The sequence below is a fragment of the Polaromonas sp. JS666 genome (assembly GCF_900103405.1).
Lineage (GTDB): Bacteria > Pseudomonadota > Gammaproteobacteria > Burkholderiales > Burkholderiaceae_C > Polaromonas.
Genome location: NZ_FNHX01000001.1, coordinates 194097 through 209015, shown reverse-complemented (window position 1 = coordinate 209015; position 14919 = coordinate 194097). Strand labels below are relative to the sequence as shown.

The window sequence follows — 14919 nt, the reverse complement described above, 5'->3', positions numbered from 1 at the left end:
CTCCGGGAGGAAAGCGCCGTATGCATGTCCTTGTTTGCCTGCGGCGCATGCTCCCGTCCCGGCTGGCGGCTTTTGCCGTCGCCGGGCTGCTGGCGCTCAGCCTGGCCGGTTGCGCCACCGCGCCGGCCACCGGCACGCCGGTGCGGCTCGATGAAACCCCGCGCATCGCCGTGATCTCGGCCTTCGAGCCCGAACTCACCTTGCTGCTGCGGCAGCTGCAAACCCCGGCGCGGCACCGCGTCAACGGCGTCGAGTTCAGCACCGGCACGCTGCAGGGCAAGCCGGTCGTGCTGTTTCTCTCGGGCATCAGCATGGTCAATGCGTCCATGAACACCCAGCTGGTGCTGGACCGCTTCAACATCCAGGCCATTGTCTTCAGCGGCATCGCCGGCGGCGTCGACCCCAGCCTGCACATAGGCGATGTCAGCGTGCCGGCCCAGTGGGGCCAGTATCTCGAGGTGCTGATGGCGCGCGAAACCGCGCCCGGCCGCTACACCATACCGCCGCGCATGGAGGCCCAGACCCTGGCGCCCTTCGGCATGCTACACCCGCGCCCCGTCGAGACCCGCACCGCCGCCAGCCCGGCACCGGTGCGCAAATTCTGGTTCACCGTCGACCCCAGGATGCTGGAGACAGCGCGCGGCCTGGGCCCCATCGCGCTGCAATCCTGCAACGCCGGCGTCTGCCTGACACACAAGCCGCAGCTCCGGGTCGGCGGCAATGGCGTCTCCGGCCAGGCCTTTGTCGACAACGCCGCCTTCCGCGAATACGCCTTCAAGACCTTTGGCGCCAATGTGCTGGACATGGAAACCGCCGCTGTCGGCATGGTGGCCTACAGCAACAACGTGCCCTATATCGCCTTCCGCTCCCTCAGCGACCTGGCCGGCGGCGGGGAAGGCGCCAATGAGATGGTGACCTTCATGAATATCGCCGCCGATAACTCGGCAAAAGTGCTGCTGGCATTTCTCGCGGCCTGGAAATAGCATGCCCGAACTCACCGGGATCGACCACATCTACATTGCCGTGAGCGACATGGCAGCGTCGGAAGCGTTCTACGACAAACTCATGCTGACGGTACTCAGCTGCCGCAAAAACACCTTCACGATTGGCGGGGATCCGCACATCCAGTATTTCAACCGTTACTTCGGTTATGTCCTGCGGCCGGCCCGCTCCCAAGCCGCGCATGACCCCTACTCGCCCGGCCTTCACCACTTTTGCCTGCGCGTGGGCACCGTCGAAGACGTGGTCGAATGCGCCCGGCTGCTGCAGGCCTCAGGCATCAACGCCAGCGAGCCGCACCAGCACGACGAATACGCACCTGACTACTGGGCGACCTTCTTCAGCGACCCCGATGGCCTCCGTCTGGAAATCACCAACTACCGCCAGGAGCGGCGTGACCGGCATGACCACTGGACATCCCTCGGCTGAGAACACACAGCCGCCGGTGCTGCGCCTTGCCAACATCACCAAACGCTTCGGCCCGCTGCTCGCCAATGACGCAATTTCACTGGACCTGCAGGCCGGTGAAATCCTCGCGCTGCTCGGCGAGAACGGCGCGGGCAAGTCCACGCTGGTGTCCATTCTGTTCGGCCACTACACGGCCGACCAAGGCAGCATAGAAATCTTCGGCAAGCCGCTGGCGCCCGGCAACCCGCGCGCGGCGCTCGAGGCCGGCATAGGCATGGTGCACCAGCACTTCACGCTGGCCGACAACCTCAGTGTGCTCGACAACGTCATGATGGGCAGCGAGCCGCTGTGGCAGCTGTTCTCGCGCCGCGGCGCGGCGCGCGCCAAGCTGCTGGCCGTGGCGCAGCGCTTCGGCCTGCCGGTCGCACCCGAGGCCAAGGTCGGCAGCCTCTCGGTCGGCGAGCGCCAGCGTGTGGAGCTCCTCAAGGCCTTGTACCGCGGCGCGCGCATCCTGATCCTTGACGAACCCACGGCCGTGCTGACGCCGCAGGAAAGCGAGGCGCTGTTCGCCACGCTGGGCCAGATGGTGGCCCAGGGCCTGTCCATCATTTTTATCAGCCACAAGCTGGCCGAGGTGCTGCGCGTCTCGCAGCGCGTGGCCGTGCTGCGCGCCGGCAAGCTGGTCGCGCAAGCGCCGGCCGCCGGCACCAGCCAGGCCCAGCTTGCGCAATGGATGGTGGGCCATGCCGTCGCGGCCGCCCAGCGCCGGCCCGCACCGGCCACGGGCGCGGCGGTCTGCACGCTGGACGCCGTCAGCACCGCCGACGCCGGCCGTGACCGGCTCAACGGCGTCTCGCTGCAGCTCAAGGCCGGCGAGATCGTCGCGATTGCCGGCGTCTCGGGCAACGGCCAGCTCGCGCTGGCCGAGTTGCTGTGCGGCATGCGCACCGCCAGCCAAGGCATGGTCAGCCTGCTGGACCGGCCCATGAAGGCTTCGCCCGCCTGGCTGGTTTCGCAAGGCGTGGCACGTATTCCCGAAGACCGGCACGGCGTGGGTGTGGTCGGCGACCTTTGCGTCTGGGAAAACGCCGTATCGGAACGCCTGCGCAGCCCGGCGTTTTCCAAGGCGCTGTGGGTCAAACGCCAGGCCGCGCAAGCGCATGCGGCGCGCATTGTGCGCGAGTTTGACGTGCGCGGCGGCGGGCCGCAGACTGCAGCGCGTTCGCTCTCGGGCGGCAATATGCAAAAGCTGATCCTGGGCCGGGCCCTGGTCGCCCCCTCAACGGAAGCCATCGCGCAGCCACCCCAGCTCATCATTGCCCACCAGCCGACCTGGGGCCTGGACATAGGCGCGGTCGCTTATGTGCAGCAGCAGCTGATTGCCGCGCGCGATGCCGGCGCGGCCGTGCTGGTGATTTCCGACGACCTCGACGAAGTCATCGCACTGGGCGACCGCGTGGCTGTGATGCATGCGGGCCGGCTCACCGAAGCCCTGCCCGGCGAAGCCTGGACGCGCGAGGCCATAGGCCTGGCCATGGCGGGCGCCCAAGCCGCCCACGAGGCACAGCCATGAGACTGGAAAAGCGCACAGAGACTTCCAAGCTCGCCCTGCTGCTGGCCCCCATAACCGCGATCGCCTTCACCCTGCTGGTCAGCGCGCTGCTGGTGCTGTGGGCCGGCGCGCCGCTGGGCCAGACCTACAGCCTGCTGTTCAAGGGCGGTTTTGGTTCGGTCTTCGCGCTCAGCGAAACCCTGACCCGTGCGATTCCGCTGATCCTCACTGGCCTGGCCGCCACCGTGGCCTTCAAGGCGCGGCTCTTCAACATAGGCGCAGAGGGCCAGCTGTATGCCGGCGCGCTGGCCGCCGTGGCTGTGGGCGGCCTGCATGGCGGCACGGGTTTTGAGCTGCCCGTCTGGCTGCTGTTCGGCCTCATGCTGCTGGCCGCGGCGCTGGCCGGCGCCCTGCTGCTGCTGGGGCCGGCGCTGCTCAAAGCGCGGCTGGGCGTCGACGAGGTGGTCACCACCTTGCTGCTCAATTTTGTAATGCTGCTGTTTGTCTCGGCCATGCTGGACGGCCCCATGAAAGACCCCACCGCCATGGGCTGGCCGCAAAGCGTGGCGCTGCTGGGGGATCTGGAGCTGTCCAAACTGATTGAGCAGACGCGCATACACACCGGCTTGTTCTGGGCCCTGGGCCTGGCCGTGGCGCTGTGGGCCCTGCTCAAGTACACGGTGCTGGGTTTTGACATACGCGCCATGGGCGCCAACACCCGGGCGGCGGCCTTTGCCGGCGTGCCCGTCACGCGTACCGTGGTGCTGGTCGCCCTGCTGTCGGGCGCGCTGGCGGGCCTGGCCGGCGCCATCGAGGTGGCCGGCCGCACCAGCTATGTCACCCTGGACATGTCACCCGGCTACGGCTACACCGGCATCGTCATCGCCATGCTGGCCGCGCTCAACCCCCTGGGCGTGGTCGCCGCCGCCGTGTTTGTGGCCGGTGTGCTGGTGGGCGCCGACACCATGAGCCGCGCGGTCGGTGTGCCCACCTATATTGCCGATGTGATCGTCGCGGCTTCCTTGATTTCGGTATTGGTCGCAACCTTGATGACGCAATACAGGCTGGTGTGGGGGCGCAAGCCATGACCGAACTGCTTGACGTCCTCGCCGCCGCGCCCTTCTGGATCGCGGTATTGCGCATCGCCACACCGCTGATCCTGGGCACCCTGGGCGTGCTGCTCTGCGAGCGCGCCGGTGTGCTCAACCTCGGCATCGAAGGCATCATGGTCGCGGGCGCTTTCAGCGGCTGGCTGGCCGTCTATGGCGGCGCGCCGCTATGGCTGGGCGTGGTGGTGGCGGCGCTGACGGGTGCCGTCTTCGGCCTGCTGCACGCTTTCCTTACCGTGGGCCTGGCGCTGTCGCAGCATGTTGCCGGCCTGGGCATCACCCTGCTCGCAACTTCGCTGAGCTATTACGGCTACCGCGTGAGTTTCCCCAAGGTCGACACGCCGCCCACCGTCACGCCCTTTGCGCCCATGCACTGGCTGGACGGCACGGGCTTCAGCGTGCTGGCCGCGCAAACCCCGCTCACCCTGCTGGCCCTGGCCCTGGTGCCGCTGGTCGCCTGGCTGCTCTACCGCACGCCGGCCGGCCTGGCGATACGCATGGTCGGCGAGAACCCGCAAGCCGCCGAAGGCCAGGGTGTCTCGGTCGCGGCCACACGCACGGCCGCCATCGTGGCCGGCTCGGCCCTGATGGGTGTGGCCGGCGCCTTCCTCACGCTGTCGGCCTTTAACGCCTTTTTCTTTAACATGGTCAACGGCCGCGGCTGGGTGTGTGTGGCGCTGGTGGTGTTTGCCTCCTGGCGGCCCGGCAAGGCCTTGCTGGGCGCCCTGCTGTTCGCATTTTTTGACGCGCTGCAGCTGCGCCTGCAGACTTCCGGCCTGGTCAACGTGCCTTACCAGGTGTATTTGATGCTGCCTTATTTGCTCTCCATACTCGCACTCGTGCTGGTCGCGCGCAAGGCGGCGTATCCTCAGGCGCTGATGAAACCTTATCGCAAGGGAGAGCGCTGATGCGCAACCGCCAACCGGAAAACCCAGACCCGGCTTTCCTCAATGAAAAAACCGCCCGCAAGCAGGCCGAACGCCAGCTCCTGCTCGATGCCCTGGCCGGCGGCCTGGAAGCCGAGCCCATTGCCTGGGCGCCCGGCAACACCACCGTCATCGCGCCGGCCCTGCTGGCCAGCCCGCGCCTGCGGCTGCGCCCCTGGACGGACGCCGACCGCGAGCCCTTTGCCGCCATGACGGCCGATACCGAGGTCATGCGCCACTTTCCGGCGCCGCTCAGCCGCGCGCAAAGCGACGCCTGGATAGACCGCATGAACCGCAAGATCGAAGAACGCGGCTGGGGCTTCTGGGCCCTGGACTACCTGGCCGAAGGCGCGGCGCCGCAATTCGCGGGCTTTACCGGCCTCCATATTCCCGACCCGGAATTTCCTTGCGGCCCCTGCGTGGAAATCGGCTGGCGGCTGGCGCAGCGCTTCTGGGGCCTGGGCCTGGCCACCGAGGCGGCACGCCTGTCCTTGCGCGCCGGTTTCGAGTCCCTGGGCCTGCAGGAGATCGTCGCGATGACAACGCTGCGCAACACACGATCGCGCGCCGTCATGCAGCGCCTGGGCATGCAGGAAAGCCCTGCTGACGAATTCGACCACTGGGCTTACCCCGCGGACAGCCCTGAACGGCGCTGCTGTATCTACCGCCTGCCCCGCGCGCGCTGGTCCGCCGACCCGCAGCAACATCGCAGCTGAAAGGCCACGCCATGCTAGACCTGCTCATCACCAACGCCACGCTGCCCGACGGCCGCACCGGCATCTCCATCGCCGTGCAAAAGGGCAAGATCAGCGCCGTCCAGGCCGGCCTGCAGGCGCCGGCCCGCGAAACAGTCGACGCAAATGGCTACCTGCTCAGCCCACCCTTTGTCGACCCCCACTTCCACATGGACGCCACGCTGAGCTACGGCCTGCCGCGCGTCAATGAAAGCGGCACCCTGCTCGAAGGCATTGCGCTATGGGGCGAACTCAAGCCGCTGCTGACGGCCGAGGCCCTCATGGGACGCGCCCTCGCCTACTGCGACTGGGCCGTCGCCAAGGGCCTGCTGGCCATACGCAGCCACGTCGATACCAGTGACCCCAGCCTGCTGGCCGTCGACGCGCTGCTCGAAGTCAAAAAACAGGTCGCGCCTTATATAGACCTGCAGCTGGTCGCTTTCCCGCAGGACGGCGTGCTGCGCACAAAAGGCGGTGTCGACAACCTCAAACGCGCGCTGGACAAAGGCGTGGAGGTGGTCGGCGGCATCCCGCACTTTGAACGCACCATGGCCGACGGTGCGGCCAGCGTCAAGCTGCTCTGCGAGATCGCGGCCGAACGCGGCCTGCTGGTCGACATGCACTGCGACGAATCCGACGACCCGCTGTCGCGCCATATCGAAACCCTGGCCTTTGAGGCGCAGCGCCTGGGCCTGCAAGGCCGCGTCAACGGCAGCCACTGCACGTCGATGCACAGCATGGACAACTACTACGTCTCCAAGCTGCTACCCCTGATCGCCGGGAGCGGCGTCAGCGTCATCGCCAACCCCCTGATCAACATCACATTACAAGGCCGCCACGACACGTATCCGAAGCGGCGCGGCATGACCCGCGTGCCCGAACTCATGGCGGCCGGCGTGAATGTTGCCTTCGGCCACGACTGCGTCATGGACCCCTGGTACGGCATGGGCTCGGGCGACATGCTCGAAGTCGCCCACATGGGCCTGCATGTGGCGCAAATGACCAGCCAGAAAGGCATACGCCAGTGTTTTGACGCGGTGACGGTCAATGCCGCCAAGGTCATGCACCTGCAGGGCTACGGCCTGGACGTGGGCTGCGACGCGAGTTTTGTGCTGCTGCAGGCGCGGGATGCTGTGGAGGCGATTCGGTTGCGGGCGAATCGGCTCAAGGTGTGGAAGAAGGGAACGCTGCTGGCGCAGACGCCCGAAGTCTCGGCGCAACTGCGGCTGCCGGGCCGGCCGGTGACGACTGGTTTTACGGTTTCCCGATAGAGCCCATCAAGAAGTACCCCGTGAATTCATCCATAGCCCACGCCGAACTCATCGCCACATACAGGAAGGCGCAGGCAGAGGCCGCCCACAAATTCGGGTTGATCAAAACGGTTGCAGCAAAAGGCCCCAAGGCGATTCAGATGGCTGTCGAGACCGCGGAAAAGGCCGCAAAACGCAGGGATGCCTACGCCAAAAAGCTTGCGGCGCTCAAGGTGGATCTCAAGGATTAGCTCGCTGGCTTACGGATAATCAGGATTTGGAAAAAAACCGATGAACCCAGAAGTACCAGAAGAAGAACCCGAACCGATCGAGGAATACGTCCCCGGTGTCGCAAACGGCAGGCACTACATGGCCAGGCTGTGCCATCTCCCTGACGGCCCCTGGTACATCGACGTCATACACGTTGAATCGCTGCCGCCCCTGCACGGCAGCGACAGGACCTGGCCCACGCGCGAGGAGGCTGTTCAGGCGGCGGACAAGCTGGTCGCCGATCTGGCGCACTGAGCGGAGCGCCACTTTGCCGGCTAGCGTCCTCTCACCCCTTCCCCCGCTGGGGGAAGGCAGGGATGGGGGCCACCGGCCTCCAATCCAAAGCAGCCATGCCGTTGCGCGCCGCGGGCCCCCATCCCAACCTTCCCCCAAAGGGGGAAGGAGCAAAAAAGAATAAGCCGCACCCCAACACACGTCCCCTTGATGCAGACCCACCCCGTTTCACTGACCATTGCGCTCCCCTCCGGCGGCACCACTTCCGGCCTGCTGCAGGCGCCCGCCAGCGCCAAGGCTTGTTATGTGTTGGCCCACGGCGCAGGCGCGGGCATGAACCACGCCTTCATGGCGTCCATCGCCCAGGGCCTCGCGGAACGCAGCATTGCCAGCTTGCGCTTCAATTTTCCGTTCATGGAACAAGGCTCGAAACGCCCCGACTCCCCCGCCGTCGCGCATGCGGCGGTTCGGGCGGCAGTCGCTGAAGCAACGCGGCATATGCCTGCTGGTGTGCCGCTGTTTGCCGGCGGCAAGTCCTACGGCGGACGCATGAGCACGCAGGCGCAGGCGGCTGAGCCCTTGCCCGGAGTCAAGGGCCTTGTGCTGCTGGGCTTTCCGCTGCACCCGGCCGGTAAACCCTCCACCGAACGCGCCGCGCACCTGGAGGGCGTCAAGCTGCCCATGCTTTTTCTGCAAGGCACGCGCGATGGCCTCGCCGACCTGGAACTGATCACACAAACCACAGCAGGCCTCGGCAACAAGGCAAGCCTGTACATCGTGGACGGTGCCGACCACGCCTTCCATGTGCTGGTGCGTTCGGGCCGGACCGATGCGCAGGTGCGCGAGGAACTGTGCGACACCATGGCCGCGTGGATGACGAAGCGCTAGCGGTGCAAGAGGGTCATCAGCGACCGGCCGATGGCGCCTTAAGCCGTCACCAGTTTGGCGGACGCAACGGGCTCTTTCTCTTGAACCACCGCATACTCCACCGCCAGCCGCAGCATCGTCGGCGTGACGTAGTGGCGGTGCACATAGTCGATCGCCGCCATGTAAAAGCGGCCGAAGAAATTCTTGCAATGGACCCGGGTGCCCAGCATCACGTCCACGTGGTGCTTGTCGACGATCTCCACGCTGACGCAGGACCTGAACAGCAGGTGTTTGTCGTTGGCGCCCAGGATGACCTGCGCCTTGCTGTCGGTGGCATTGATGCTTTGGCCCAGCACCGGGTAGCGGTTGGCGAACAGGTTGCTGGTGTCCGGCGACAGCAGCGAAGATACCGGGCAGCCCAAGGGCGAGGTGCGCAGCCCCAGGGGTTTGACAAGCACGTTGCGCAGCGCCATGAGGTTGGACACACCGCTGGGTGCATTGAGCAAAAAACCCTCCAGAACCGCCGCCAGCAGATTCGTGGCGCTGGTGTGCCCGAAGTTGGTTCCGGTCACGCGCAGGCGAAAAGTGTCTTCATGGTGGATGCGCAAGCCGCTCAACTGCTCCAGCAGCAAGGAATCGGCCGGCGGGCTGCTGAGTTCCTTCACGCTTCGGGCGGAGCCGCCATGCGACAGAAAGCCTGAGGCCCCTTTCCACGAACCCCACAGGCCGCGCATCATGCCCGCGCCGCTGCGCACGGTGTTACAAACCACCCGATGAAAGGTCCCGGGCGGGGCGTCGAGTGACAAGGTCGTGGTCGGCACGGCCTCGGCCTTGAAGTCCTTGGCCTGAAGCAGCGCCTTCACCGCATCGGGCAACAACTCCGTCAGCGCCGGGATGCTGGCCTCGTTGTTCAATACTTTTTCTTTCAGGGCTTGCGGCAGATTACCGCCCAACTCATTGGTATGGCAGGACAGCGCAAAAAACACCGGGTGCAGGGAGTTGCGCGAAAGCGGCGCGAACTGGTGCCAGGTTTCCCCGCCAAAGCGCACGGTGAACAGGCAGTCCGGCGGTATGTTCACAAAACGCAGCGCGCGCATGAAGTTGTGAGGGTCTTCCTGAATTTGCTGCTCCGACGCGCTCGAAAAACGCAGCTGCGCCCCGCCGCTACCCGACACCGCCGTGAAGATGCGGTGGCCCGCATGACGGTGAAACGGATGGCCCTTGGGGCCCACCACAAAGGAATACAGCGAGGTAGCGTCGCCTTTGGAGAAGTCGGTTCCGCCCAGCTTGGCCGAGGGTTCATCGAGCTCATCGACAAACGCACTGTGCTGCCGCTGCCGGGACGCCACACTGGCAAACAGATGGTTGCCGGCGCCATGGCCTATCTGCGCGATCAAGGACACCTCAACGGCCAAGCCACCCGATTCGGATGGAATGCGAACCGATGGAAACGTTTCAATCACTTGCGTGAGATTCAGCATGAGTCCCTCTTTCCTGTTTTTGTCTCTGCTACTTACTTGGTTTTTTGTGTTTTGGCTGCGGCGCGTTCCCGCTTCAGGGGCCGCGCAACCGGGCAGAGTTCAAATGCGTAACCCGTGAGGCTGTTGACCAGGCTGTCGCCGTTGAGTTTGTAGAGCACAAACTGGCCGCTGCGCTCGCTGGTCACCAGGCCGGCGTTTTCAAGCACCGAGAGATGGCGCGAAATAGCCGGCGTGCTCATGGCAAAGCGCTCGGCCAGTTCGGTGGTGCTGAGCTCCTTCTCGGTGAGGTAGGCCAGGATCTGGCGCCTGGGGCCCGAGGCGAGGGCTTCAAAGATTTTGTCGACGGAGGCGGCCATTGGCTTGCTTGTTCGTTTACTTATTAACTTATTTGTTAATAACTTTATTCAAGAAGTTCGGCGCTGTCAAGCTTGAAGACCTGGTCGCGCTTATCACCAAGGGTTTACCCAAGCGACTGTCCTCCTACAAAGGGCGGATGTATCTATACCGATAAAGCGCTAAGGTAGCGACACAGATCTGCAATCTCTCTAAAGATCTGAATATAAAGAAGTGCTTCAACTCAAGGTGCCCTGTTAATCAACAGACAGTCAAAGTAAAGAAGGCAAAGAATGAAAAAAAACTTCGGAGTGGGAAATGGCTATTTATGAATACACCGGCAGTGAGATTGTTGAAGTACAGCCATCGACATTCGCGGCTCTAGATCTACGCGAACGCGAAGATGTGCAACGAGTACTGCGCGAGAACATTAACTCGATCACGCCGGAAACTGAGACGATGGTCCTCGCGGAGGAGTATTGCAACTGGGAAGACGCCAGGCGGCGTATCGACCTGCTTTGTGTTGACTCCGAGGCAAACCTGGTCGTCGTGGAACTCAAGCGAACGGAGACGGGCGGACACATGGAGCTGCAGGCCATTAGATACGCCGCTATGGTTTCCGCAATGAAGTTCGAGCATGCCGTTGAAGCTCATCGGACTTACCTCAGAGCTCTTGGAAGGCCAGTAGACCAAGCCGAAACAGCAATTCGGACGTTCCTAGGCAAGGAGGACGGTCCCGTAGCGTTTACCGACAAGGTACGTATCGTATTGGCGTCCGCCAACTTTTCCCGCGAAGTGACGACATCCGTGCTATGGCTTAACGCGCAAGGCCGGCTGGACATACGGTGCGTGCAAATGCGACCAATCGAATTTGCGGGACGCACCCTTTTTGATATTCAACAGGTCATACCACTACCCGAGGCGGCCGCATATCAGATAGCAATCCGCGAAAAGTCCATCGAACAAGAAGCTGCTGGCGGCGATGGCAGGGACTTCACACGGTATGACGTAATAGTCGCGGGAAAACTCTTTCCCAATCTGCCGAAACGCCGATTCATTTACCAGATGGTGGCCGAGGCGCTACGTTTGGGACTTACCCCTGAGGCCATCGGACAGGCCGTTCCTTGGCGACCGACAAGATTGTTCATCTTCGCGGAAGGGAACGTCTCAGGAGAGGAAGTGGCTCGACTTAACGGGAAAGATCCGGGCAGATATTTTTCTTCCGAAGAAGAGGTTTTTCGGATTGCCGGACGGACTTACGCCTTCATCAATCAGTGGGGTATCCGCACCGAGGAGGCCGTGAAAAATCTCTTGGCTCTAATGCCGAAAAACCACGGGATCTCATACAAAGTGGCGAACTGATGACTGAAGAGCGGTCTCGATCCAAAACGATAAACGAAGATGTCCACAAAGCACTAGAGAAAGAGCAATATGCCCCTCACGACACCAGAGAAACAGCATTTAAAAGAAATCGCGACCGAGGCTTTGAACGTCATAGACAAAGTTGCGGAAATTGCCGCTCAACAATTGAGAAGCCCCGGGCTCAGCGCTGAAAGTTTCGCTGTAGTGAACACATTGACATCAGAAAAGGCCACACAGAATCTCAACGATGTCAACGTCGCTCATCTGACGAGCAATGAGGTTCTAATGCGCGAACCAGTGATTGCTCGGGTGGTTGTTATCGACGAGCGTGAAAAGGAACAGGTTTACTACATTTGTCGCGCCACACCGGTCTCCGGTTCGCCGGGGTTACTAGCGAGCTACAAAGCCCCAGTTGGTCGACTCGCGTCACTTTCCATTGGCGACCAATATCTTCTACCGAATGGCAATAGCGTCGAGGTAGTGGAACGTACTCGCCTGCGCCCCCACCTAAAGTCAGACGGTTGGGACTCAAAGGATTCCATCTACGAAGATGTAAATCAACAACCACTCACCATCGAATCGCTACGCGCACTTCTGCGAAAAACTCCTGTCCAAGAAGCTGTACAGGACCTCCTTAGTCAAATACTCGAAGAAGATTCGAGCGCTATCCAAATATTTGAGGGGACTAGGCGCGATCGCATCACCAAGATGGGATTGCGTGATCAGCCGATACTTGATAAATATCAGGATGAGATTTTTCGTTTGCCATTAGATCAACGCCTATTGATATTGGGGCCGCCCGGCACAGGAAAAACAACAACCCTTATTCGACGTCTTAGCCAAAAGCTTGATATCGATGCACCTGACAGTCTGTCCGAAGGCGAGCGTCAGATCATTCGAACAGCAGTTCAAAACGGAGGAGTAGCACACTCAGACAGCTGGCAAATGTTTACGCCTACTGAACTCCTCAAACAGTACCTAAAAGAAGCCTTTGCTCGAGAAGGAGTTCCTGCATCTGACTTTCGCCTCAAAACTTGGGGGGATTACAGGCGTGATCTAGGGCGCAACGTACTAGGAATACTACGCGCCCCAGGAACAGGTGGCTACTTCACACTCAAAGACCAAGCACGCACACTAGTTGTCGAAGCCAATGATCGCCCTATTGCTTGGTTTGAGGACTTTGATATGTGGCAACGCCATGCATATTTAAAAGACCTCCAGCAAGGTGCACAATTTCTCACTCAGAGCGCAGACAAGCGAGCCACCGAACTTGGATCTCAGATTCAGGATTTGTTAAGGACGGCGAATATCACAAATATGCCGGCCCTATTTGTCGAGCTACAAACTACGGCAGTCGAGCTCCAAGCTCTCGCTGCGGAACTCAAGGTTCTGACGGATCGAAAAATTGATGACGCATTGAACTTGGCGCTAAACCGCAACGAGCGTTTTGTAGAAGAGCTAGGACAGTTTATTGATCAATTGCAGATCTTTGCCGAGCCTGAAACTGACACCGATGAAGATGCTGAGACGGAGGCAGATACCGAGGATGAAGATCCCTCGCTACCTAAGACTGGACGGGGACCAGCCATCAAGGCATTTCGACTGGCATTAAAAGCTCAAGCTCGCGCCGAAGTTACCAAGCGCAGCTTGGGCAAAGCAAGTCGTAACGCCAAGGTTATCGAATGGCTTGGTGAACGCACGCTCAGCAATGCTGATCGTGCCGTTGTTGGACCACAACTAATACTGCTAGCCACTGAGCGCCGCCTTCTGAATCCGGTAAGGCGATATCTGGACGGTCTGCCTAGGAGATACCGCCAATTTCGACGCGAGAAGCAGGAAGCAGGCACTTGGTATAGCCAAGAGAAATTTGCTGCAACAGATCTAAATCCTCTTGAGCTTGATCTCATCTTGCTTGCAAGCCTTCGTTGCGCGGGGGAGTTACTGAGCCGTCCCCAGATCGCCCGTCGTGTAGACGATGCGTACTGGGCTGCACTTCATACCATTCGTGGTCTTTACAAAAATCAGATACTCGTTGATGAGGCAACGGACTTCTCGCCAATCCAGCTTGCTTGTATGGGAGCACTGGCAAATCCTCAACTGCGATCATTTTTTGCCTGCGGAGACTTTAATCAAAGACTAACAACCTGGGGTAGTCGCAGTATTGATGAGATACGCTGGGTCTTCCCGGAGATTGATATCCGATACATCAACATTACCTATCGCCAAAGTCGTCAGCTTAACGAATTTGCCCGCTCCATCATCGAAGTACTGGGTGGAGACCTGCAAGACGCATTGCTTCCTCCGCACGTCAATAGTGATGGGGAAGAACCAGCGTTGCTGGAGCACGCGAGCTGGGATGACGCTATTGATTGGCTTGCCAAACAGATTCGTACAATTGCAGGCTACCTTAAACAGTTGCCCAGTACGGCGGTATTCGTTAATAGCGAGGCTGATGTGATTCCGATGGCCGATTCACTTAATCTAGCGTTAGAGGATGACAATATCCGTGTAGTCGCCTGTCCACGTGGACAGGTTATGGGGAACGATAACGATGTCCGAGTTTTCGACATTCAACACATCAAGGGCCTAGAGTTTGAGGCTGTATTTTTTGTTAGCATCGATCAACTAGCTAGGATGCATCCGTCACTCTTTAGTAAGTATCTCTATGTTGGTGCCACACGTGCAGCTATGTACCTCGGAATCACGTGCATGGAATCTCTACCGAAAACGATGGAACCTTTGCGCGGCCAATTCAGTAGCGGCTGGTAACCAGCATAAGCGCGAGAAAGCAGAAGCATGACAAGCTACTGGCTCATGAAATCCGAACCCGAAGAATGTTCAGTCGATGACGCGCTCGCAGCGAAAAATTCGACAGTCCCCTGGGTCGGCGTGCGCAACTACCAGGCGCGCAATTTCATGCGTGACGGGATGAAGGTCGGGGATGGCGTGCTGTTTTATCACTCGAGCTGCGCCGAGCCGGGCATTGTGGGCATCGCGCGCGTGGCGTCCACGGCCTACCCTGACCCCACGCAGTTCGATGCCAAGTCGCCCTACTACGACCCCAAGTCCAAGCGCGAGGAGCCGCGCTGGTTGCTAGTGGATGTGCAGGTCGTGAAAAAGATTCCCAACATCACCTTGCCTGAGCTGCGCGCGCGGCCCGAACTCGAGGACCTCATCATCCTGCGCAAGGGCAATCGGCTGTCGATCACGCCGGTGGAGCCTAAACACTGGAAGGCGATTGTGGGCGCTAAGCCTTAGTTCTTCATGCCGCGGGCGGTGGGCAAACCAATGGCTTAGGGTGTACCAAAACCGGCATCGCCCCTCACACTTTCGCGCGTGACAAACACACCACAGGCCAGTCTCGGCCCAATTAGTCACTGTCATTCCTGACACC

Annotated in this window: 15 protein-coding genes; 13 read left to right on the top strand and 2 right to left on the bottom strand. The window is 61.1% G+C overall.

The genetic code is table 11. The features are described 5' to 3' along the window. The first annotated feature begins 20 nt into the window (after positions 1 to 20). From BLQ85_RS01030 to BLQ85_RS00985, 10 genes are all read left to right on the top strand, one after another. Entirely contained in the window at positions 21 to 983 is a 963-nt protein-coding gene (locus BLQ85_RS01030) for a 5'-methylthioadenosine/S-adenosylhomocysteine nucleosidase (protein WP_139200844.1), read from the top strand. 1 nt (position 984) lies between these two features. Next, complete coding sequence (locus tag BLQ85_RS01025; RefSeq protein ID WP_074574208.1) at positions 985 to 1428, top strand: VOC family protein; 444 nt, start codon at positions 985 to 987, stop codon at positions 1426 to 1428. Then, positions 1403 to 2980: an ABC transporter ATP-binding protein gene (locus BLQ85_RS01020; RefSeq protein WP_074574207.1), complete on the top strand. Its 1578-nt coding sequence runs from the start codon at positions 1403 to 1405 to the stop codon at positions 2978 to 2980. The genes BLQ85_RS01025 and BLQ85_RS01020 overlap by 26 nt, the downstream gene beginning before the upstream one ends. Continuing rightward, entirely contained in the window at positions 2977 to 4047 is a 1071-nt protein-coding gene (locus tag BLQ85_RS01015) for an ABC transporter permease (RefSeq protein ID WP_074574206.1), read from the top strand. The genes BLQ85_RS01020 and BLQ85_RS01015 overlap by 4 nt, the downstream gene beginning before the upstream one ends. Next, the gene (locus BLQ85_RS01010) at positions 4044 to 4976 is read left to right on the top strand and encodes an ABC transporter permease (protein WP_074575087.1); all 933 of its coding nucleotides are present in this window, start codon (positions 4044 to 4046) and stop codon (positions 4974 to 4976) included. The genes BLQ85_RS01015 and BLQ85_RS01010 overlap by 4 nt, the downstream gene beginning before the upstream one ends. Next, the gene (locus BLQ85_RS01005; protein WP_083336685.1) at positions 4976 to 5710 is read left to right on the top strand and encodes a GNAT family N-acetyltransferase; all 735 of its coding nucleotides are present in this window, start codon (positions 4976 to 4978) and stop codon (positions 5708 to 5710) included. Before BLQ85_RS01010 ends, BLQ85_RS01005 begins: the two co-directional genes overlap by 1 nt. An 11-nt stretch (positions 5711 to 5721) precedes the next feature. After that, on the top strand, positions 5722 to 6999 hold the full coding sequence (locus tag BLQ85_RS01000) for an amidohydrolase family protein (RefSeq protein ID WP_074574205.1): 1278 nt from the start codon (positions 5722 to 5724) through the stop codon (positions 6997 to 6999). A gap of 20 nt (positions 7000 to 7019) precedes the next feature. After that, positions 7020 to 7229 carry a hypothetical protein gene (locus BLQ85_RS00995; protein WP_074574204.1) on the top strand — a complete coding sequence of 70 codons (210 nt, stop codon included), beginning with the start codon at positions 7020 to 7022 and terminating at the stop codon, positions 7227 to 7229. A 40-nt stretch (positions 7230 to 7269) separates the two neighbouring features. Then, on the top strand, positions 7270 to 7503 hold the full coding sequence (locus tag BLQ85_RS00990; RefSeq protein ID WP_074574203.1) for a hypothetical protein: 234 nt from the start codon (positions 7270 to 7272) through the stop codon (positions 7501 to 7503). Positions 7504 to 7692: 189 nt separating this feature from the next. Continuing rightward, positions 7693 to 8370 carry an alpha/beta family hydrolase gene (locus BLQ85_RS00985; protein ID WP_074574202.1) on the top strand — a complete coding sequence of 226 codons (678 nt, stop codon included), beginning with the start codon at positions 7693 to 7695 and terminating at the stop codon, positions 8368 to 8370. A gap of 38 nt (positions 8371 to 8408) precedes the next feature. On the opposite strand, the gene BLQ85_RS00980 is transcribed toward BLQ85_RS00985, so the two are convergent. Together BLQ85_RS00980 and BLQ85_RS00975 are read right to left on the bottom strand one after the other, a co-directional pair. Continuing rightward, a complete protein-coding gene (locus BLQ85_RS00980) occupies positions 8409 to 9830 on the bottom strand; it encodes a DUF2867 domain-containing protein (RefSeq protein ID WP_074574201.1) in 1422 nt (473 codons plus the stop codon). Positions 9831 to 9862: 32 nt separating this feature from the next. Further along, complete coding sequence (locus tag BLQ85_RS00975) at positions 9863 to 10186, bottom strand: metalloregulator ArsR/SmtB family transcription factor (protein ID WP_074574200.1); 324 nt, start codon at positions 10184 to 10186, stop codon at positions 9863 to 9865. A 295-nt stretch (positions 10187 to 10481) separates the two neighbouring features. On the opposite strand from BLQ85_RS00975, the gene BLQ85_RS00970 reads away from it, so the two are divergent. The 3 genes from BLQ85_RS00970 (at position 10482) to BLQ85_RS00960 (ending at position 14783) form a co-directional block, all read left to right on the top strand. Further along, positions 10482 to 11525, top strand: a complete 1044-nt coding sequence (locus tag BLQ85_RS00970; protein WP_074574199.1) for a PDDEXK family nuclease — start codon at positions 10482 to 10484, stop codon at positions 11523 to 11525. A 69-nt stretch (positions 11526 to 11594) separates the two neighbouring features. Further along, positions 11595 to 14294, top strand: a complete 2700-nt coding sequence (locus BLQ85_RS00965) for an ATP-binding domain-containing protein (RefSeq protein ID WP_074574198.1) — start codon at positions 11595 to 11597, stop codon at positions 14292 to 14294. Positions 14295 to 14321: 27 nt separating this feature from the next. Beyond that, on the top strand, positions 14322 to 14783 hold the full coding sequence (locus BLQ85_RS00960; RefSeq protein ID WP_074574197.1) for an EVE domain-containing protein: 462 nt from the start codon (positions 14322 to 14324) through the stop codon (positions 14781 to 14783). Positions 14784 to 14919: the final 136 nt, after the last annotated feature.

Coding starts and splice junctions, on each gene's coding strand:
- BLQ85_RS01030 (WP_139200844.1), top strand. CDS start 21: ATGCATGTCCTTGTTTGCCTGCGGCGCATGCTCCCGTCCCGGCTGGCG.
- BLQ85_RS01025 (WP_074574208.1), top strand. CDS start 985: ATGCCCGAACTCACCGGGATCGACCACATCTACATTGCCGTGAGCGAC.
- BLQ85_RS01020 (WP_074574207.1), top strand. CDS start 1,403: ATGACCACTGGACATCCCTCGGCTGAGAACACACAGCCGCCGGTGCTG.
- BLQ85_RS01015 (WP_074574206.1), top strand. CDS start 2,977: ATGAGACTGGAAAAGCGCACAGAGACTTCCAAGCTCGCCCTGCTGCTG.
- BLQ85_RS01010 (WP_074575087.1), top strand. CDS start 4,044: ATGACCGAACTGCTTGACGTCCTCGCCGCCGCGCCCTTCTGGATCGCG.
- BLQ85_RS01005 (WP_083336685.1), top strand. CDS start 4,976: ATGCGCAACCGCCAACCGGAAAACCCAGACCCGGCTTTCCTCAATGAA.
- BLQ85_RS01000 (WP_074574205.1), top strand. CDS start 5,722: ATGCTAGACCTGCTCATCACCAACGCCACGCTGCCCGACGGCCGCACC.
- BLQ85_RS00990 (WP_074574203.1), top strand. CDS start 7,270: ATGAACCCAGAAGTACCAGAAGAAGAACCCGAACCGATCGAGGAATAC.
- BLQ85_RS00985 (WP_074574202.1), top strand. CDS start 7,693: ATGCAGACCCACCCCGTTTCACTGACCATTGCGCTCCCCTCCGGCGGC.
- BLQ85_RS00980 (WP_074574201.1), bottom strand. CDS start 9,830: ATGCTGAATCTCACGCAAGTGATTGAAACGTTTCCATCGGTTCGCATT.
- BLQ85_RS00975 (WP_074574200.1), bottom strand. CDS start 10,186: ATGGCCGCCTCCGTCGACAAAATCTTTGAAGCCCTCGCCTCGGGCCCC.
- BLQ85_RS00970 (WP_074574199.1), top strand. CDS start 10,482: ATGGCTATTTATGAATACACCGGCAGTGAGATTGTTGAAGTACAGCCA.
- BLQ85_RS00965 (WP_074574198.1), top strand. CDS start 11,595: ATGCCCCTCACGACACCAGAGAAACAGCATTTAAAAGAAATCGCGACC.
- BLQ85_RS00960 (WP_074574197.1), top strand. CDS start 14,322: ATGACAAGCTACTGGCTCATGAAATCCGAACCCGAAGAATGTTCAGTC.